Source organism: Vibrio pectenicida (assembly GCA_024347015.1).
GTDB lineage: Bacteria > Pseudomonadota > Gammaproteobacteria > Enterobacterales > Vibrionaceae > Vibrio > Vibrio pectenicida.
In genome coordinates this window covers 2,743,931-2,763,291 of record AP024889.1, presented here as the reverse complement: position 1 = coordinate 2,763,291, position 19,361 = coordinate 2,743,931, and the positions used below count along the sequence as shown (strand labels likewise).

General features: G+C 41.5%; 16 protein-coding genes. 7 read left to right on the top strand and 9 right to left on the bottom strand.

The genetic code is table 11. From position 1 onward, the window contains the following. Positions 1 to 132 precede the first annotated feature (132 nt). Positions 133 to 1,560: a dihydrolipoyl dehydrogenase gene (gene lpdA / locus OCV27_RS12590; RefSeq protein ID WP_125319687.1), complete on the top strand. Its 1,428-nt coding sequence runs from the start codon at positions 133 to 135 to the stop codon at positions 1,558 to 1,560. Between the two features lie 122 nt (positions 1,561 to 1,682). Here the strand turns inward: lpdA and OCV27_RS12585 are convergent, their stop codons facing one another. Then, entirely contained in the window at positions 1,683 to 2,288 is a 606-nt protein-coding gene (locus OCV27_RS12585) for a LuxR/HapR/OpaR family quorum-sensing transcriptional regulator (RefSeq protein WP_125319686.1), read from the bottom strand. A gap of 304 nt (positions 2,289 to 2,592) precedes the next feature. On the opposite strand from OCV27_RS12585, the gene hpt reads away from it, so the two are divergent. Continuing rightward, positions 2,593 to 3,123, top strand: coding sequence for a hypoxanthine phosphoribosyltransferase (gene hpt, locus OCV27_RS12580; protein WP_125319685.1), 531 nt, complete (start codon positions 2,593 to 2,595; stop codon positions 3,121 to 3,123). Positions 3,124 to 3,223: 100 nt separating this feature from the next. Here the strand turns inward: hpt and can are convergent, their stop codons facing one another. Continuing rightward, positions 3,224 to 3,883 (bottom strand): carbonate dehydratase, encoded by a 660-nt coding sequence (can, locus tag OCV27_RS12575; RefSeq protein WP_125319684.1) that lies wholly within the window; start codon positions 3,881 to 3,883, stop codon positions 3,224 to 3,226. A 348-nt stretch (positions 3,884 to 4,231) separates the two neighbouring features. Here can and OCV27_RS12570 point away from each other — a divergent pair, with 348 nt between their 5' ends. Together OCV27_RS12570 and OCV27_RS12565 are read left to right on the top strand one after the other, a co-directional pair. Further along, positions 4,232 to 5,146: an ABC transporter ATP-binding protein gene (locus OCV27_RS12570; RefSeq protein ID WP_125319734.1), complete on the top strand. Its 915-nt coding sequence runs from the start codon at positions 4,232 to 4,234 to the stop codon at positions 5,144 to 5,146. A 1-nt stretch (position 5,147) separates the two neighbouring features. Next, positions 5,148 to 5,918, top strand: a complete 771-nt coding sequence (locus OCV27_RS12565) for an ABC transporter permease (protein WP_125319683.1) — start codon at positions 5,148 to 5,150, stop codon at positions 5,916 to 5,918. A 68-nt stretch (positions 5,919 to 5,986) separates the two neighbouring features. Here OCV27_RS12565 and panC read toward each other — a convergent pair whose 3' ends face one another. The 7 genes from panC to sfsA form a co-directional block, all read right to left on the bottom strand. Beyond that, positions 5,987 to 6,889, bottom strand: a complete 903-nt coding sequence (gene panC / locus OCV27_RS12560) for a pantoate--beta-alanine ligase (RefSeq protein ID WP_125319733.1) — start codon at positions 6,887 to 6,889, stop codon at positions 5,987 to 5,989. An 11-nt stretch (positions 6,890 to 6,900) separates the two neighbouring features. Next, positions 6,901 to 7,695 (bottom strand): 3-methyl-2-oxobutanoate hydroxymethyltransferase, encoded by a 795-nt coding sequence (gene panB, locus OCV27_RS12555; protein ID WP_125319682.1) that lies wholly within the window; start codon positions 7,693 to 7,695, stop codon positions 6,901 to 6,903. Between the two features lie 22 nt (positions 7,696 to 7,717). After that, on the bottom strand, positions 7,718 to 8,203 hold the full coding sequence (folK, locus tag OCV27_RS12550) for a 2-amino-4-hydroxy-6-hydroxymethyldihydropteridine diphosphokinase (protein WP_125319681.1): 486 nt from the start codon (positions 8,201 to 8,203) through the stop codon (positions 7,718 to 7,720). Continuing rightward, entirely contained in the window at positions 8,200 to 9,570 is a 1,371-nt protein-coding gene (gene pcnB, locus OCV27_RS12545) for a polynucleotide adenylyltransferase PcnB (RefSeq protein ID WP_125319680.1), read from the bottom strand. The genes folK and pcnB overlap by 4 nt, the downstream gene beginning before the upstream one ends. A 113-nt stretch (positions 9,571 to 9,683) precedes the next feature. Next, positions 9,684 to 10,574 carry a tRNA glutamyl-Q(34) synthetase GluQRS gene (gene gluQRS / locus OCV27_RS12540; RefSeq protein ID WP_125319679.1) on the bottom strand — a complete coding sequence of 297 codons (891 nt, stop codon included), beginning with the start codon at positions 10,572 to 10,574 and terminating at the stop codon, positions 9,684 to 9,686. A gap of 70 nt (positions 10,575 to 10,644) precedes the next feature. Beyond that, positions 10,645 to 11,091: an RNA polymerase-binding protein DksA gene (dksA, locus tag OCV27_RS12535; RefSeq protein ID WP_125319678.1), complete on the bottom strand. Its 447-nt coding sequence runs from the start codon at positions 11,089 to 11,091 to the stop codon at positions 10,645 to 10,647. 138 nt (positions 11,092 to 11,229) lie between these two features. Next, the gene (sfsA, locus tag OCV27_RS12530; protein ID WP_125319677.1) at positions 11,230 to 11,943 is read right to left on the bottom strand and encodes a DNA/RNA nuclease SfsA; all 714 of its coding nucleotides are present in this window, start codon (positions 11,941 to 11,943) and stop codon (positions 11,230 to 11,232) included. An 81-nt stretch (positions 11,944 to 12,024) separates the two neighbouring features. Here sfsA and hrpB point away from each other — a divergent pair, with 81 nt between their 5' ends. The 3 genes from hrpB (at position 12,025) to OCV27_RS12515 (ending at position 19,157) form a co-directional block, all read left to right on the top strand. Further along, positions 12,025 to 14,457 carry an ATP-dependent helicase HrpB gene (gene hrpB / locus OCV27_RS12525; RefSeq protein WP_245986642.1) on the top strand — a complete coding sequence of 811 codons (2,433 nt, stop codon included), beginning with the start codon at positions 12,025 to 12,027 and terminating at the stop codon, positions 14,455 to 14,457. Then, on the top strand, positions 14,454 to 16,814 hold the full coding sequence (gene mrcB, locus OCV27_RS12520) for a penicillin-binding protein 1B (RefSeq protein ID WP_125319675.1): 2,361 nt from the start codon (positions 14,454 to 14,456) through the stop codon (positions 16,812 to 16,814). Before hrpB ends, mrcB begins: the two co-directional genes overlap by 4 nt. A 105-nt stretch (positions 16,815 to 16,919) precedes the next feature. Then, the gene (locus OCV27_RS12515) at positions 16,920 to 19,157 is read left to right on the top strand and encodes a patatin-like phospholipase family protein (protein ID WP_125319732.1); all 2,238 of its coding nucleotides are present in this window, start codon (positions 16,920 to 16,922) and stop codon (positions 19,155 to 19,157) included. Positions 19,158 to 19,361: the final 204 nt, after the last annotated feature.

The following is a 19,361-nucleotide window of genomic DNA, read 5'->3' as shown; positions in this document are numbered from 1 at the left end:
GAATTGCTTTTCACACCATTAACATCTCTGTAAACTGTTGGCGGTCTGAAATAATTGTTTAAACTAACCACTCTTAAACATAAGAATCAATACCCACTCACCTGTTAGGGATAATGACTACAAGAGGTCAAAATGAGCAAAGAAATTAAAGCCCAAGTTGTTGTACTTGGTTCTGGTCCTGCTGGTTACTCCGCTGCATTTCGTTGTGCAGACTTAGGTCTTGAAACCGTACTTATCGAACGTTACAGCACTCTTGGTGGCGTATGTCTTAACGTAGGCTGTATCCCATCCAAAGCACTTCTTCACGTTTCTAAAGTGATTGAAGAAGCTAAAGCGATGTCGGATCATGGCGTTGTATTTGGTGAGCCACAAACAGACATCAATAAAATTCGCATTTGGAAAGAAAAAGTTGTTAATCAGCTAACTGGTGGTCTTAGTGGCATGGCTAAGATGCGTAATGTGACTGTTGTCAGTGGTTACGGTAAATTTACTGGACCTAACTCAATTCAGGTTGAAGGTGAAGGCGAATCTACGCTAGTCAACTTTGATAATGCGATTATTGCGGCTGGTTCTCGTCCTATCAAGCTACCATTTATTCCGCATGAAGATCCTCGCATTTGGGACTCGACTGATGCACTAGAATTAAAAGAAGTTCCAGAAAAATTATTAATTATGGGTGGTGGTATTATCGGTCTAGAAATGGGCACCGTATACCAATCTCTTGGTTCAAAAGTAGATGTTGTAGAGATGTTCGACCAAGTCATCCCTGCTGCAGATAAAGATATCGTTAAAGTTTACACCAAACGTGTTAAGAATAAGTTCAGCTTAATGCTTGAAACAAAAGTAACAGCGGTTGAAGCGAAAGACGATGGTATTTATGTGTCGATGGAAGGCAAGAAAGCACCGGCTGATGCAGAGCGATATGATGCTGTTCTAGTTGCTATTGGTCGTGTACCTAATGGTCAACTATTCGACGCTGAAAAGGCTGGAGTTGCAGTCGATGAGCGTGGCTTCATCAATGTTGATAAGCAGTTACGCACAAACGTTCCTCATATTTTTGCTATTGGTGATATTGTCGGTCAACCAATGCTTGCCCATAAGGGTGTGCATGAGGGGCACGTTGCAGCAGAAGTTATTGCTGGCAAGAAACATTACTTCGATCCTAAGGTTATTCCTTCTATTGCTTACACCGAGCCAGAAGTTGCATGGGTTGGTAAAACTGAAAAAGAAGCAAAGGAAGAGGGTATCAAGTACGAAGTAGCGACTTTCCCTTGGGCGGCATCTGGCCGTGCAATCGCCTCCGATTGTGCTGACGGTATGACCAAGCTGATTTTTGATAAAGAAACTAATCGCGTGATTGGTGGTGCTATTGTTGGTACAAATGGTGGTGAACTACTTGGTGAGATTGGTCTAGCTATTGAAATGGGCTGTGATGCTGAAGACATGGCATTGACCATCCACGCTCACCCAACTCTACATGAGTCAGTTGGTCTAGCTGCTGAAGTCTTCGAAGGTTCTATTACCGATTTACCGAATAAGAAAGCAGTGAAAAAGAAATAATATTTTTCCTATATCTAAATAAAAAACCGCTAATAAGTCAGCGGTTTTTTTATGTTTTAAAATCAGGGAAGCATAAAAAGCCGCCTATCATTCGATACGCGGCTTTCATTTCATTCAGTGCTTTATTTGTAGATACAAAGCATGTCTAGATAGCTTTGTGTTAAACGGTTAACTGAATCATCATCTTGAGTACGATTTGCTTGTACAAATAATGAGTAGCAGATGCCATGGAATAGCGTTGCTAAATCTGCTGGGTCATGAATATCACAGACTTCGCCTCGTTCAATTGCTTTGATAAACATGTTTTGAACCAGAAGTTGGTTAGTACGGTTTGTTGTTACAAATAATGGCCATACTTCATCGCGGGTTGATGCACTCCACTCGAACCAGACTTTAAGCCAATGACAGTCATTGACGACTAAGTCAACCATTGCTGAAGTTAGGTTGCGAAGGTTTTCTTTAGCATGAATGTCGAGGTCAATGTTATCAGAGAGGAAGTTAGAGAACTGACGTACAACGTAGTTTAATACATCGTCTACCAAATCTTCTCTGGTAGGGAAGTAATTAAATACTGTTGCAACAGAAACTTGTGCAATCTCTGCAATGTCAGCGTGACCACCGCGGCCAATACCACGACGAGCGAACACCTCTAATGCGATTTCCATTAGTTGTTGTTTACGTTTTTGTGGAGATAGACGCGTACGCGGTCTTTTAGCTATAGAATCCATAGTTATATTTCCTTGCCAATTGAGTTGTATATATGGGCTTATGCCCTAATTAGAATATTATTATTGCTTTCGCAGGTATGAGTGTAATGGTGCATATCAATTAGGTCAACGATTTCAGTTTATTTAATAATTATTTTTATTAATACCGTGCTTTAGATCATGTAGTTGCATATATTTATTGCAGCCTTTAATCAGGCAAACGTTTTACCTGTGGCGTAGTGATGATAAAATATGTACATAAACCTTGGGTTGGTAGCTAATTCCTTGCCTGATGAATTGTCATTAAATGAAAAATGAGATTGATATGAAGCATACAGTAGAAGTAATGATTTCTGAACAAGAGGTTCAAGCTCGAGTAAGTGAATTAGGTCGAGAGATTACAACCTATTTCCAAGGTAGCGAAAATTTAGTATTAGTTGGTTTGCTGCGAGGATCATTTGTCTTTATGGCTGATTTGGCGAGAAAGATTGAATTAACTCATCAAGTCGATTTTATGACTGCGTCTAGTTATGGAAATAGTATGGAAAGTTCTCGTGATGTTAGAATTTTGAAAGATCTTGATGATGATATCAAAGGTAAAGATGTGTTGATCATCGAAGATATTATCGATACGGGGAACACCCTTAACAAAATACGCGAGATATTATCTTTACGCGAGCCTAAGTCGATTTCTATTTGTACTCTTTTGGATAAACCTTCACGCCGTGAAGTTGAAGTGCCTGTAGATTGGATAGGTTTCGCTATTCCTGATGAGTTTGTCGTTGGCGTCGGTATTGATTATGCGCAAAATTACCGTCACTTACCTTACATTGGCAAGGTTGTACCACAAGAGTAAATCTAGCGGTTGTTTGGATGGCATTAAAAGCCCTTTTTACATGACATGCCCAATTTTACAAGGTCACTTCATATATTCGGGCTTTTTATCGCTCATCATTTTAGCCAAGTACTGGCGAAGATAAAATTTTATTCAGAGCTTCTTGATGGCTTGACTCCAGAGAGTTATGGCTAGAGCAGCGCACACCTAAGTCTTGTAACTTACCATTACCAATACCATAGACAACACCATGAACTTCAATCTCTTGACCACGTTCCCAAGCATTCTGCAAAATAGTTGAGTTGCCCAAATTATAGACTTGTTCAGCGACATTAATTTCACACAGTTTGTCACCCCATTGATCTCGTGGTAGAGATTCAATTTGGGTTTTGTATTTGTGGTAATTGTCACGAATATGTAATAGCCAATTATTGATTAGGCCCAGTTGAGGGTTTTCAATTGCGGCATTTACGCCACCGCACCCATAGTGCCCACAGACAATAATGTGTTTTACTTTCAGCACTTCAACAGCATACTGTACTACTGACAGACAATTTAGGTCAGTATGGATCACCTGGTTTGCAACATTTCGATGTACAAATAGTTCACCGGAATATAGGCCAGTGAGGCGTTCTGCTGGAACTCGGCTATCTGCGCAGCCAATCCATAGAAAATCAGGGTTTTGGCCCTCTTTCAGTTTTGCAAAGTACTCTGGTCGTTCAGCCTTAATGGATTCAGACCATTTTGAGTTGTTTTCAAAAAGCTGTTTTATTTCCGGCATTTTACAATTATTCCTTAACGAACATTACCCCACTATACACAATCTTAGACCCTCCTTCTCGTCAAATTGTCACGAGACTCTACTCATCTGATGTCCCAGTCAGAGCAAATATTAAAAGTTGTAATGGAGAGTATTATAGAATCTCTTTTTTTATAAAAAGTTCAATATTCTATATTTCCAGATTGACCGAAATATTTATTGTGTAAGTTTGAATTCAAAGATAAACTCATTTTTAGTCGTGGTGTTGTTCGGTGAGTTAGGTTGCCTTTGTTGCAATCAACGTACTTTTTGCTTCAAGCGATCCTTAACTGCGACATGCAATTAGCCTTATTAATGACAGTGGATACTATGTACGCATTAGAAATAGAACAGCTTCACAAAACATACTCAGGTGGATTTGAGGCTTTGAAAGGTATCAGCCTTAATGTTACCCAAGGAGATTTTTATGCTCTTCTTGGACCCAATGGTGCCGGTAAATCAACGACTATAGGAGTGATCTCATCTCTGGTTAACAAGACCTCAGGAAGAGTGAAAGTGTTTGGTTATGACATGGATCAAAGCCTTGAATTGGCTAAGCAACATCTTGGTTTGGTTCCGCAGGAGTTTAATTTTAATCCGTTTGAGACGGTAGAACAGATTATCCTTCAGCAAGCGGGTTATTATGGAGTGCCACGAGAGCTTGCGAAGGAAAGAGCTCAAAAATATCTAACCCAACTTGAGTTGTGGGACAAGCGAAGTGAACGAGCTAGAAACCTATCGGGGGGAATGAAAAGGCGGCTAATGATAGCTAGGGCCTTAGTTCATGAGCCTAAATTATTGATTTTAGACGAGCCGACTGCTGGCGTTGATATTGAACTACGTCGTTCTATGTGGGAATTTCTTAAGCAGATAAATCAGCAAGGTATCACGATTATTCTTACCACCCACTATCTCGAAGAGGCTGAGATGTTGTGTCGAAATATTGGCATTATTAGCAAAGGTGAGTTGATCGAAAATACGACAATGAAAGCTTTGCTTAATAAACTTCATGTGGAAACTTTTATTCTCGATTTAGAAGAAGGAGTTGAGATACCTCAGTTAGATGGCGTAACTAGCCAGAATATCAAGAATGGTTCCCTAGAAATTGAAATTGAAAAGAGTCAGGGCCTAAATACAATTTTTAGTCAGCTAACCTCTCAGGGAATTAAGGTGTTATCGATGCGAAATAAAGCCAATCGATTGGAAGAGCTTTTTGTCAATATTGTTCGTCAAGGGGGGCAGTAATATGTACCGTCTATACTGGACTGCTTTTTGTAGTCTTATGAGTAAAGAGATACATAGATTTACTCGTATTTGGGTTCAAACTTTGGTTCCGCCCGCTATTACAATGACTTTATACTTTATTATCTTTGGCAATTTAATTGGGTCGAGAATTGGTGAAATGGGTGGGTTTACTTACATGGAGTATATCGTCCCAGGTCTGATTATGATGTCAGTTATCACCAATTCATATTCTAATGTAGCTTCCTCATTTTTTAGTGCTAAATTTCAGAAGAATATTGAAGAGTTATTGGTCGCTCCCGTGCCTAATTACGTGATTATTATTGGTTTTGTTATGGGAGGTGTTACTCGTGGGCTATTGGTTGGCTTAATTGTAACCTTAGTTTCCCTCTTGTTTGTTGATCTTCAGATTGATCATTGGGGGGTGATTATTATGACAGTGTTCATGACTTCAGTTGTATTTGCTCTTGGGGGGTTGATCAATGCGGTTTATGCAAAAACATTTGATGACATTTCTATAATACCGACTTTTGTTTTGACTCCGCTTACTTACCTTGGTGGGGTGTTTTATTCGATTAGTTTACTACCTGAATTTTGGCAATGGGTATCAAAAATTAATCCGATTGTTTATATGGTCAATGGGTTTCGTTACGGTTTTTTAGGCATTTCTGACGTAGGTATTGTGACATCATTTGGTGTTTTGACGATATTTGTTGTGGTGCTTTATGCGATTGCACATTATTTGGTGTCGAAAGGAATTGGTCTGAGAAGTTAGAGCAAAAGATAAAATGGCTAACCTGAATAAGATCAAGGCTTGATTTTATTCAGGTTAGCCTAGTCTAGCTATTGAGGTTTTTCCATAGATTGCTCTGAACTTGGCTCTTCTTTTGTTTCAGCTATAAGATCCACAACTTGGTTATCGATAAGGCGAGCTTGGCCCAAAAATGCTGACATCAAGATCACTGCCTGAGTTGATTCTGTTGTCACTCCCGACAAGTTTTTGGAATCACGAATAAAAATTTCGTCTGGTTGTAGCCCAGCAGCCCGAAGTTGATCATTAGCATCTTCAATGATCGAGGCGTAATCATCGCGTCCGCCACGTATCGCGCTACTGATCCAGCGCATAGTGCGGGCTAAAACTGGTGCACGCTGACGTTCATCCATAGTTAACAAATTATTACGCGAACTCATGGCAAGGCCATCCATTTCGCGAACTGTCGGAACGCTGATTACCGTGATGTCCATGGCTAAGTCTACGGTCATTTTTTGAATAATAGTTAGCTGTTGGAAGTCTTTTTCACCAAAAAGGGCTACGTCAGGTTGAACAATATTGAATAGCTTTGTCACTACGGTTGCTACTCCACGAAAGTGACCTGGGCGAGATATACCCTCAAGGATATTGGATAAACCAGGTACATCAATGAAAGATTGTTTGTCTGTTCCGTTAGGATAGATAACTTCTGGGTCAGGAGTAAAGACCAGTTCAATACCTTCAGTACTCAACTTGTTGAGATCTTCTTCAAGTGTTCTTGGATAATTATTGAGATCATCACTGCGATCAAACTGCATCGGATTAACGAAAATACTGGCGACAACAATGTCAGCATGTTCACGGGCTTTGCGCATCAATGTTAGATGTCCTTCATGCAGGTTGCCCATTGTTGGTACAAAAGCGATGCTTCGACCATCACGTTTGTATTGCTTAATTTGCTCACGTAATGTGGCAATCTCGGCAAAAGTTTGCATCATTTAACTCCTTACGCAATTGTGTGGGCATTGCCAGGGAACACGCCACTTTCAACTTCGTCTTTGTACATGGCGATGGCTTGGCGCATATCCCCTGTTTCAGCAAGGAAGTTTTTTGAAAATTTAGGCATGTAGTTAACCGATATTCCGAACATATCGTGCATGACGAGTATTTGACCATCTGTAGCATTGCCTGCACCGATGCCGATAACGGGTACGTCACATATATCGGTGATACGCGCTGCTAGCTCTCTAGGAATACATTCTAACAATATAACTTGAGCTCCAGCTTCCTGTAGAGCAATTGCATCACGAACGATACGTTCAGCTTTGTCTTGGTCACGTCCTTGAACTTTAAAACCACCAAAAATGTGTACCGATTGCGGAGTTAAACCTAGATGAACACAAACAGGTACCGCACGCTCTGTTAATACTCTTACTGTTTCGACTAGCCAATCACCACCCTCAATTTTTACCATGTTTGCCCCTGCGCGCATTAGCTTGGCTGCATTCTCACAGGCTTGCTCAGGTGTGGCGTAAGTCATAAAGGGCATATCGGCCATCAAAAGACAATTTGGACTACCAGCACGTACACAACGAGTATGATAGGCCACGTCCTCAATTGTGACTGGCAAGGTATCAGGAGTACCTTGCAGAACCATTCCTAATGAGTCTCCAACAAGAAGGACGGGCATTTCTTCACTCTCAAATAACTGAGCAAAGCTAGCATCATAGGCAGTAGAAGTGGCAAATTTACGACCTTCCTGTTTCCATTTTATTAGGTCAGATATGGTGACTTTTTTCATGATTTTACCTTTAAGGAGTTGGCTATGATTGCCAAATACGCAGACCATTTTTTGAGACAATAGAGACTAAATCTTCTAGTCTGGTCCCACATGGGAGAGTTACACATGGTGCAATTTCAACAAGTGGGAAAAGCACGAATTCACGTTCCTTCATCCCGTAATGGGGAATGGTTAAACGCTCGGAATTAATCACCTCATTGCCGTAAAGAATGATATCTAAATCTAGGGTACGAGGGCCCCAACGATCGTCTTTACGAACTCGGCCTTGTTCTAGCTCAATAGCTTGAGTGCAGTTGAGTAGTTCAATGGGCGTTAATTCTGTTTGAATTTCGACAACAGCATTAATGTAATCTGGTTGGTTTTGTGGCCCCATCGGCGTGCTAGTATATAGCATGGAGCTTCGTTTGAACTCAGACTTTGGTAATTGCTTGAGTGCATTAATTGCACTTTTTGCTTGAGCTACTGGGTCAGATAGATTGCTACCAATAGCGATATAAACCGTGCTCATGAGGGTGAAGCCTTGTTCTTTTTGTTGCGAGATGGCTTGCGGCGACGTTTCTTACCTTGTTCTGGTGTATCTGAGTCTAAATCAGAGACCATCGCTTGTTTCATATCACGTCCCGCATTCTGGAATGTTTGCCACCATTGTGCCAGTTGCTGAGTTTCACCTGCTTCGATTTCTCCTCTCATATCAAGGAAGTCGAAGCCTGCTCGAAACTTGTTAAGTTCCATTAAGCGAAAAGCACGTTTCCCAGTTCTACGGGGCATTCGGAGCTGTAATTGCCAAATTTCTCGGATAGTTGCAGTATGGCGACGAGGTATGGCAATGGTACGAACTTGTTCATCAAGAATATAATTACTTGCCTCCATAATCGCGTCGTAATCCGAAAGCTTACGTTTTGCCATTAACATTTCAGCACGCGCTAAAAGGGGATACCACAACATGGCAGCAAACATGAATGCTGGGTTTATGCGTTTGCCTTCTTCAATTCGTATGTCTGTGGAATCTAAAACCAAGTCAAGCATTTGCTCAGCTTTTGAAGAGTAGTCCTGAGTAAAGTCCTCAGCAATAATAGGAAATAATTGTTGGAATAGATTGTATTCACGCATCAGGTGATAGGTTTCCAAACCAAAACCTGATTGCAACATTTTTAAAGACTCTTCATACAATCGTGCCGATGGTATGTCTTGTAAAAGTTGAGACATTTCTTCGATGGGGGCTGCTGTATCTTCTTCAATATCGAAGTCTAATTTAACTGCAAAGCGAACAGCACGAAGCATGCGAACAGGGTCTTCACGATAACGCGTTTCAGGATCGCCAATCAAGCGAACTAACCGCTCTTCAAGATCGCCATGCCCGCCAGCATAATCATGAATGGCATAATCACCAATGTTGTAGTACATGGCATTTATTGTGAAATCGCGCCGCTCCGCATCTTCATCTATGGTCCCATATACGTTATCGCGCAGTAGCATCCCTTCTTTGGATTGTTGAGAAATATTTTTACTGCTCTCTTGATGGTGACCTCTAAAAGTGGCTACTTCGATAATATCGCGACCAAACATGATATGTGCAAGCCTAAAACGACGGCCGATGAGACGACAATTCTTAAATAACTGACGAATTTGCTCAGGTGTTGCATTTGTCGCTATATCAAAATCTTTTGGTCTTTGGTCGAGCAATAAGTCTCGTACGCCGCCACCAACAAGGTAAGCTTCAAAGCCTGCTCCATGAAGTCGGTATAACACCTTCAATGCATTGTCACTGATATGTTTACGAGAAATGTTATGTTCTTGGCGTGTAATGACGTCCAGAGATAGTTCTGGATATACATCGCTTTTGCTTGGTGTTTGATTGTTTTTATTCATGTGCATTAATTACTCGTATTTCTGGCGGCTCTCATCACCAGTACTCGAGTGTGCCTATTTTGGGCCTGGCTTATGGTTCCGTTTACGTCGTTAGGGCTAATTTCGCGGCTAATAATAGCCTACAGTGAGCTATTTGAGAATCGCGGTGTTACTTCAGTTGTATCTGGTACTTTTTCAATACTCCAGTTTGCAATGCCCCAATCAATGATCTCACTTACACTGCACTGCTCAATTTCTTTATTTATTTCAAAACCTAAAAAACGCATTGCACTTATTAAAGCAGGTTTTGGGTGGTCAGGATTGAGCGAAGGAGCGTGGTTCTGTTTGGACAGTTTTTGACCGTGATTATCTAAGGCTAAAGGGAGATGAATATAGTCAATGGGCTGCTGATTCAGAATGTGGTACAAACTGATTTGTCTACCAGTGGGCTCAATTAAATCTGCACCACGCACTACCTCAGTAATTCCCTGAGCGATATCATCAATAACAACTGCTAGGTTATAGGCAAACAAACCGTCTCTTCGTTTAACAATAAAGTCTTCGTGAGCAAGTTGAGAAGGAATATTTAATTGGCCATGTTTCCTATCTATAAATAACTCAACCGGATGCGTCATGACTAAGCGAATTGCGCAATTATTAATATCATTTATTGTGCGATGACGGCAAGTACCATCATAATATCCACCCATGATTTTCACTTGTTTACGAGTGCATTGGCAGTAATACGCTTGTTTTGATGCAAGCCAATATTCTAGCTGTGCTTGATAAAGAGAATGACGCTGGCTTTGATAGATGACTTCTCCATCCCAGTATAGGTGGTAGGCTTCCAAAGTACGCAAAATTAAATCTGCGGCTCCAAAGACTTCTCTTGGAGGGTCGAGATCTTCTATACGTACCAGCCATTTTCCTTGCTGAGATTTTGCCTGAAAGTAACTGCCTAAAGCTGCGACCAGCGAGCCAAAATGCAGGGGCCCTGAAGGAGAAGGGGCAAAACGGCCAATATAAGTCATCTTGAAATTCTAGTTTATCAAATCAAAAAGAGAGCCAATGCTCCCTCTGTAGTTAGTGTTGTGTTCACACTTAACCTTGCATCTGCTTTTCTTTGATTTCCGCCAGCGTTTTACAATCGATACATAGATCAGCTGTAGGACGAGCTTCTAAACGACGAATACCAATTTCAACCCCACAAGACTCACAGAAACCAAAATCATCTTCTTCAATTTTATTGAGTGTTTTTTCAATTTTTTTAATAAGACGGCGCTCTCGATCTCTATTGCGAAGTTCTAAGCTAAATTCTTCTTCTTGAGATGCACGATCAACAGGATCAGGGAAATTTGCTGCTTCGTCCTGCATATGGTGCACAGTGCGATCAACTTCTTCCCTGAGCTGGTTACGCCATGCTGTCAAAATTTTTGTGAAATGAGCCAGTTGATCTGATGACATGTATTCTTCACCAGCTTTCTCTGTATATGGCTCAACCCCTGCAATGGCTAGGATGCCTAGCGCTTTTTTTTTCGATTCTGACATGCAGCATCTCCTACTTACACCTAATCCACTGCCTAGCAGTTGGATTTTAAGGCGGCTATCTATAGCAAAAAGAACAAAGTGAGGCAAACTCTGTAGAGTAAACTTGCTGTCAATGTGAAGATGACACCATTTTTTCTCTTAACCGATGAAACTGATAGATTCTATTAGCTTCATCTCAGTGTTTGATAGTTGTGCGGTATAGCACAGTACTTCTACGCCTTGTTCTTGCGCACTCTTCAATAATTTTGAATATTGTGGGTCTATATGGTGTGCAGGAGAGACTTTTTCAATACCAGAATGCAAAACTGTGAATAAAAGTACTGCTCTGTATCCATTTTGGACCATTTTTGTGAGCTCTCTCAGGTGCTTCTGTCCACGAGTGGTTACTGCATCGGGAAAGTATCCCTGACCTTGATGTAACTCATCAAGTAAAGTCACGCTTTTCACTTCTATATAGCAGTTAGGTCGCTGTGATGACATGAGCAGTATATCAATTCGGCTATTTTCATCGCCATATTGAACTTCAGTTTTAATTTGCTCGTATCCTATCAATTCATTGATTGTACCTGATTCGATAGCTTCTACAGCGAGTTGATTTGATCGGGCAGTGTTAACACAAATTGTGTCTCCATTTTCAGTTTTGGTCAGTTCCCAACTGTGTGGATACTTGCGTTTGGGGTTGTTTGATGTTGAATACCAAATGGTATTATCAGGTGTTGCGCAGCCAGTCATTGCACCAGTATTAGCACAGTGGATGGTTATTTCTGAACCATCGGATAAGCGGATGTCTGCAAGAAAACGTTTATAGCGTTTAATCAAAGTAGCGGGCTGCAATTGAGGTTCAAACTTCATTTGAGGCTGGATTTATGTACAATATTTACATTATTACACCATAAGGTTTTTCAATTGTCACAGCTTCCCATAGAGAGCGTGATGTCAGAGTTACTATCTGGTATTCGAACTCACTCCCAAGTGATCCTTAAGGCAGCGCCTGGTGCAGGCAAATCAACCTATTTCCCATTACGGTTATTGGCTGAGAATTTAGTTGATGGAAAGATAATCATGCTAGAGCCAAGACGCTTAGCTGCACGTAACATTGCTTATTATCTTGCGCAACAGCTAGGGGAAAGGCTTGGTCAACGCGTTGGTTATCGAATGAAAGGGGAATCTAAAGTTAGTGCGAACACCAAACTAGAGATAGTCACTGAAGGGATTTTAACCCGCATGATCCAAACTGATCCCGAGCTCACCAATGTATCTTTACTGATTTTTGATGAGTTTCACGAACGTAGTATTCATGCTGATACAGCTTTGGCGCTTTCTCTTGAGGTTCAGGAAGTATTACGAGGTGATTTAAAGTTAGTCATTATGTCAGCGACCTTGGACCAAGATGCTCTTGGGCAATTGATGCCAGACTCGATATATATTGAGTCCCAAGGTCGACATTATCCGGTTGAGTATCGCTATCATCCTTTAAAACCGAACCAAGGCTATGAGCAAGCTATGGTGGCACAGATTTATTCCTTGTTAAGCACAGAGGTGGGATCATTATTAGCGTTTTTGCCCGGTATCGCTGCGATTAAGTATGTTGCTCAGAGCTTAACAGGTCTAGCGGAAAATATAGATATTTGCCCTTTGTATGGGCAATTGAATGTTCAGCAGCAGCAAGCCGCTATTCAAGCTTCTACCAAAGGTCGACGTAAAGTTGTGTTGGCCACCAATATTGCCGAAACCTCCTTGACGATAGAAGGTGTACGTATTGTGATAGATTCTGGTTTGCAGCGAACGGCGAAGTTTGATGTTAAAAATGGAGTCACTAAGCTTGAGCAAATTCGTATTGCTCAATCATCGGCGGAGCAAAGGGCAGGACGAGCGGGGCGGCTAGAAGCAGGTATTTGTGTCAGGCTGTATTCTGAGAGCCAAATGAAACAGCAGCCAGAGGTTCCTTCCGCAGAAATTATTTCTTCAGACTTATTGAGTTTAACGTTTGAGTTAGTGCAATGGGGGACGACTGAACCAACGGACTTAAAGTGGCTTGATGTTCCTCCAAAGGGGGCTATTGAACAATCAAAACAGTTACTCATTCGGCTTGGTTTATTGGATAGCAAATATCAGCTAACCGCACAAGGCAAGTTGGCTTGTGAACTTGGGGTAGAACCAAGAATTGCAGCAATGTTGACCTATTCAAAAGTACAAGCATGGCAAGATACGGCACCAGCAGTCGCTGCATTGTTGGAAACGCCAGAGCGTGATTGTGTGAATTTTTTACATTCGGTCGACCGTTTTAAGCGAGGGGTACATGCTCAGCAGAACGTTGTTTATCAGCGAGGTTTAGCCTTAGCGTGCAAACTTTCGTGCAACTTTTCACATTCTTTTATCGATGAATCTCTAGTTGCTGTTATGTTAGCCACTGCATTTCCAGACCGAATAGCACAATTGCGGAAAGGGCAAGTTGGTAAGTTTTTGCTTTCTAACAGCCATGGAGCAGAGATGAGTAATTACGAAGGACTAGCGACATCAGAATATATAGTTATTGCTGATCTCATGCGTAGTCATTCTGGTTCTTCTAGGATTTTTTTAGCGGTAGAACTTCAATTGATGGTACTTGAGAAATGGTGTCATCAATTCTTCCTGATTCATGAAAGTATTGATTGGGATGATGCCAAAGGGCGCTTGAAAGCTGAGTCGCAAAAATGTATTGGCAGCTTGATCATCGAGAGGATTACTTTACCGAGTCCTGAAGCAAAAAAAATCACCCAAGCTTTACTCAACTATGTAAGACGCAAAGGGTTAGGTGTATTAAACTGGTCGGAGAAAAGTAAGCAAACGCTGGAACGGATTCGTTGCGCTGCAGATTGGTTACCAGATTATACATGGCCGGACATGACTGAAGAGGAGCTACTAGAAAATCTTGAGCAATGGCTTGAGCCATATTTAATTGGAGTTACTTCACTAAAAGCAATGCAAACAATCGATATTGAACCAGCGTTAATGTCCTATCTTTCTTGGCCACTAAATCAGAAAATAGATCAATGGTTACCTGTGTATTACGTCTTACCAACAGGGACGAAAAAAAAGATTCGCTATCAGCATGGCCAAGAAGCTGTGCTGTCTGTTCGCATGCAGGAAATGTTTGGTGAGCAAGTATCACCACAAATAGCGCAGGGGAATAAAACTTTACTGGTGGAACTGCTGTCTCCTGCACAGCGTCCGTTACAAGTAACACGTGATTTGGCAAGCTTTTGGGCCGGATCCTATAAAGAAGTGCAAAAAGAGATGAAAGGGCGTTACCCCAAGCATGTATGGCCAGATGATCCTGCCAATCACGTGGCTACGACAAAAACTAAGCGGCAACTAAACTCATGAGCAAGAAATCAACTCCCAATAATAACAAAGCAAAAACCGGTAACAAGTCACCACGTAAACCATCATCGGCAAAGCGTAAGCGCTCAAAGGAAAATCAACGCAGTTGGTTAAAGATGCTTTGGAGTGTTTCTTGGAAAGTATGCTTAGCGGGCTTGGTTTTAATCGTATTTGTTGGCGTATACCTTGATAGTGTGGTTAAGCAGCGTTTTGAGGGGCAATTATTTGATTTACCAACTGTGGTTTATGCACGGATTCTAAATCTTGCTCCGGGTGATAGTATTTCAATACAAGAAGTACGTAATGAGTTAGATGTGCTCAATTATCGTAAAGTTCGCCACCCTCGTTACCCTGGAGAGTATTCTTCTTCTTCCACCAAGATTGAATTATTTCGCCGTCCGTTTGAGTTTACTAATGGGCCAGAACCCGATCGCCATGTCATGTTATATTTTGATACCGCAGGCTTGAAGCAGATTAAATCATTAGAGAAGTCAGCTGATCTTGGCTACTTACGTATTGAACCTAAAATGCTGGGAATGTTAGAAAAAGATCATGATGAACAGCGCTTGTTCCTAAGGAGAGATCAGTTTCCAGAAATTATGGTTGATGCTTTGTTGGTGACGGAAGATAGGGATTTTTATCAGCATGATGGAGTATCACCATTAGCGATTGCACGTGCTATGGTGGCGAACCTTAAAGCGGGAAGAACGGTTCAGGGTGGAAGTACCCTGACTCAGCAGTTAGCGAAGAACATTTTCCTTTCTCGCGATAGGACATTGTGGCGTAAGTTACGTGAAGCTTATATGGCCCTAATTATTGATTATAGGTACAGCAAAGATCGTATCTTAGAAGGATACCTCAATGAGGTTTACTTAGGTCAAAGCCGTGGTGAAGCGATTCATGGTTTTGGTTTGGCCTCTAGGTTGTATTTTGGTCAACCGATTCAAGAACTCAGAATTGATCAGCTTGCTCTGTTAGTGGGTATGGTAAAAGGGCCTTCATATTACAACCCAATACGCTATCCAGAGAGAGCTAAAGAGCGTAGAGATCTTGTGTTACGCCTGATGATGCAGCAAGGGGTGTTGAGTGCAAGTCAGTATGAAATAGCCGCTAGCCGTCCACTGGATATACAAGATAACCCTCGTATTGCTAGCCGTCAGCCTGCTTATTTTCAACAACTTAAAATAGAACTAAAACAAAAAGTGGGGAGCGTATTTAAGTCTGATGTTGGACTAAGGGTCTTTACTTCCCTAGATCCTGTATCACAACAGGAACTAGAGCAGGCAATCGCGAGAAAAATCCCACAGTTGAGTCAAGTAGCTGGTAAATCTCTAGAAGGTGCTGCGATTGCAGTTGACCGTCATACTGGTGAAATACGCGCTATGGTTGGAGGAAAACGCACTGGTTATGATGGTTTTAATCGTGCTTTAAATGCCAGTCGTCAAATTGGGTCACTAGTTAAGCCTGCTGTGTATTTAACAGCTTTAGAACAACCCCAAAAGTACAATCTTGCGACTACTTTGCATGATAAGCCTATTAGCCTAAAAGGCTCTAAAGGTAGTGTTTGGTCGCCACGTAACTATGATCGAAAATTCAGAGGTGATGTACCTTTGTATTTGGCACTCGCCAAGTCACTCAATGTGCCTACTGTTGAATTAGGCATGCAGTTAGGTATTTCGAATGTTATCGATACACTTGCCAAACTTGGTGTCGATCGTAATGAAGTTAGGCCTGTCCCTTCGATGTTCCTCGGTTCTTTCACGTTGACACCTTTTCAGGTGGCGCAGATGTATCAAACATTGACCAACTCTGGTAAGCGCTCTCAGTTATCCGCACTGCGCTCTGTGGTAGACAAGGAAGGTAATGTGCTATTCCAATCTTTACCTAAAACTTCACAAACCATTGATCAGCAAGCTGCTTGGCTGACGACTTATGCGATGAAACGCGGTGTGTTGGAGGGAACGGGTCGATATCTTAATAGTCAGTTTGGTTGGGCAGCATTGGCAGGAAAAACAGGCACCAGTAACGATACTCGTGATAGTTGGTTTGTTGGTATCGATGGTCGTGAAGTGACGACTGTCTGGCTTGGCCGCGATGATAACCAGCCGACCAAGTTGACAGGTTCTAGCGGCGCACTGAGAGTGTATGCGGAATACCTAAAGCATCGTATTCCTGAAACCTTATCTTTACCTTGGCCGCAAGGAATAAGCACTCTTGGTTTTACTTATACTGATAACGGAAGCCTCCAACTAGATTGTGATAATGCATTTAAACTTCCTATGTGGGACGTTGACAATCGATTGAAGCAACAGTGTGAAAATCAGCCTACACAATGGATTAAAAAGTTATTCAGCTGGTAATTCTCAATTAATTAAGTTTTACATCTGTGTTACCCAAAAAGGAGTTGGAGAGTGAAGAAGGTATTGTGCTTTTTACTTATCAGTGTACTGTCGCTGCCAAGTGCTATGTCGGCAATACCTCAACAGTCTGATGAAGTTAAACGACCCCAAATTGCACTGGTCCTTGCTGGAGGAGGAGCCAAGGGAGCGGCTCATATTGGCGTGCTAAAGGCTCTAGAAGAACTCAAAATTCCAGTGGACTATATTACTGGAACCAGTATGGGGGCATACGTTGGTGGCTTATATTCAACGGGGATGAGCGCTGACGAAATCGAGAGCTTTATTACGACAGTGGATTGGAACAGTGGTTATCGTGATAGAGTCGATCGTAGTCAGCGTCGTGTGCGTGATAAAGAGTATGAGGACAGGTATCAACTTACGACAGATTTAGGTTTACGTTGGGGGGAAGTTCATGCCGCTCGAGGTATAGTTCAGGGGCAAGGGATGCTGAAAATTTTACGTGAGACATCCGGTAATCTACCACCGTTTACGTCTTTCGATGATCTCGCCATACCTTATCGCTCTGTTGCAACCGATATTATTGAATTGAAGCCTGTTGTTATTGGGGATGGGTATTTAGTTGATGCCATGATGGCGAGTATGTCTGTGCCAGGGGCATTGCCTCCTTATGAGCTTAATGGCCAATTGTTAGTGGATGGTGGCGTAACCAATAATATGCCCGTTGATGTAGCCAGAGCATTGGGAGCTGATGTTGTCATCGCTGTTGATATCAGTACGGATTACAGAGAAGAAGAGGAGTTTACAACCTTATTTACTGTTGCCGATCAGTTGTCAAATTATCTAGTGCGGAGTACAACAAATCGTCAGGCTAAAACATTGACAGATAGGGATGTTTTCCTTAAGCCTCAAGTTGGAGATATGGAAACAACGGCATTTGAAAAAATGCCGTTTGCTTTTCAGCAAGGTTATCAAGCTGCAATCACCAATAAGCTAAAGCTTGCACAATATAGCGTGTCATCATCCGAGTATCAGGACTACATTGACCATAAAGAAGATGCTAGGCGAAAACTTCGCTATGGCGATGAAATAATAGTCGAACAAATTGTTATCCATAATCACAGTCATTACAGTGAAGAGGCGCTGAAAAAATACCTTAAACTCGATCAAGGTAGACGCTACCCAACAGCTGAAATCGAAAATAGTGTTCAAAACCTATACGCATTGGATCGATTCGAGCTTATCACTTACCGCTATGAGGAAATTGATAATCAAAATACTTTGGTGCTCAATATTCGAGAAAAATCATGGGGGCCAAACTATGTCAACTTTCGCTTTTTTCTAGAGGATGATTTCGAAACTGACAGTCAATATTCTATTGGAGTCTCAACCAATTTTACGGATTTAAATTCTTTGGGAGCAGAATTTAGGCTCAATATCGAAATGGGCTCTGACAAACTTGTCTTGGGAGAATTGTATAGCCCACTTTTGTTTAACACAGACTTCTTCACCACTGTTATTGGTTCTTATAGTAGCGAAAAAGTCAACCTACCTAAAGGCGGTATGGAGGATACGTCTCTGAGCGCTACTCGTGACTACATTCCAATGGACTTTAATGAATGGGGAGCAGAATGGGCACTTGGTTATCAAAACACTCTTTGGAATCGGATTAAGTTTGGTGTTAGATACACCGACGGTACAGGAGAGCTCGCTTCACTCCCTTCTCTTGGTAATGTGTCATACAAGAGGGTTGGAGGTTTTATTAATTATCGTATCGACACGTTAGATAACTACAGTTTGCCTAGTAAGGGTTGGTATTTAGATCTGGATTATTTAGTGTCACATGATGATAGTATCGGAGTGACGGGCAGTATATTCGAAGGACACAATGAAGATACCGCTTTCGAGTACGGGGCCAAGGCAATCTATGCCCACAGCTTTTATCGCCATACCTTGGTCGCCAATCTTGATGTTGGGGTAGCGGAAAGTAAAAACTCGGCACTCCTTATTAATCCTAAAGAACTTGGCGGCTTTTTAAACTTATCTGGAATTCCTCGCAACAGCCTCATTGGTCAGAATAAAATTTTTGGTAGTTTAATATATCGATATCGTTGGTTTGATAATGACTTCGGCCTTTTTTCGTCGCCTTTTTATCTAGGATTATCAATAGAATATGGAGGTGTTTGGTCAGATCCCAGCATCAATGCTGATACAGCACCCTTGTATGGTGCAGGGTCTATATTTGCCGGTATTGACTCCCCAGTTGGGCCAATTATGTTAGGTTACGGCAGAACAGAACAGAGCTATGATTCTTTCTATCTTATTATTGGAACCAGTTTTAAATAAATATCCCATAATTAGTAATATGAATGATTAATTGTTAGGGTGTGCGAACATGGAAACAAAGTAAAGAAAATCATGGGACTTTAGTTATAACTTGCTATGTTGGTCAAGATGATGAGATTTTAATTTATCGTTAATTTTGCTATCCTAGCGCCCAAAGTTTGGTCTCTTTAATACAAGTTAATACAAGTTTTAGATAATAGTGTT

Coding starts and splice junctions, on each gene's coding strand:
- can (WP_125319684.1), bottom strand. CDS start 3,883: ATGCCGGAAATAAAACAGCTTTTTGAAAACAACTCAAAATGGTCTGAA.
- OCV27_RS12570 (WP_125319734.1), top strand. CDS start 4,232: ATGTACGCATTAGAAATAGAACAGCTTCACAAAACATACTCAGGTGGA.
- pcnB (WP_125319680.1), bottom strand. CDS start 9,570: ATGCACATGAATAAAAACAATCAAACACCAAGCAAAAGCGATGTATAT.
- panB (WP_125319682.1), bottom strand. CDS start 7,695: ATGAAAAAAGTCACCATATCTGACCTAATAAAATGGAAACAGGAAGGT.
- folK (WP_125319681.1), bottom strand. CDS start 8,203: ATGAGCACGGTTTATATCGCTATTGGTAGCAATCTATCTGACCCAGTA.
- sfsA (WP_125319677.1), bottom strand. CDS start 11,943: ATGAAGTTTGAACCTCAATTGCAGCCCGCTACTTTGATTAAACGCTAT.
- OCV27_RS12565 (WP_125319683.1), top strand. CDS start 5,148: ATGTACCGTCTATACTGGACTGCTTTTTGTAGTCTTATGAGTAAAGAG.
- OCV27_RS12585 (WP_125319686.1), bottom strand. CDS start 2,288: ATGGATTCTATAGCTAAAAGACCGCGTACGCGTCTATCTCCACAAAAA.
- mrcB (WP_125319675.1), top strand. CDS start 14,454: ATGAGCAAGAAATCAACTCCCAATAATAACAAAGCAAAAACCGGTAAC.
- panC (WP_125319733.1), bottom strand. CDS start 6,889: ATGCAAACTTTTGCCGAGATTGCCACATTACGTGAGCAAATTAAGCAA.
- lpdA (WP_125319687.1), top strand. CDS start 133: ATGAGCAAAGAAATTAAAGCCCAAGTTGTTGTACTTGGTTCTGGTCCT.
- hpt (WP_125319685.1), top strand. CDS start 2,593: ATGAAGCATACAGTAGAAGTAATGATTTCTGAACAAGAGGTTCAAGCT.
- gluQRS (WP_125319679.1), bottom strand. CDS start 10,574: ATGACTTATATTGGCCGTTTTGCCCCTTCTCCTTCAGGGCCCCTGCAT.
- hrpB (WP_245986642.1), top strand. CDS start 12,025: ATGTCAGAGTTACTATCTGGTATTCGAACTCACTCCCAAGTGATCCTT.
- dksA (WP_125319678.1), bottom strand. CDS start 11,091: ATGTCAGAATCGAAAAAAAAAGCGCTAGGCATCCTAGCCATTGCAGGG.
- OCV27_RS12515 (WP_125319732.1), top strand. CDS start 16,920: ATGTCGGCAATACCTCAACAGTCTGATGAAGTTAAACGACCCCAAATT.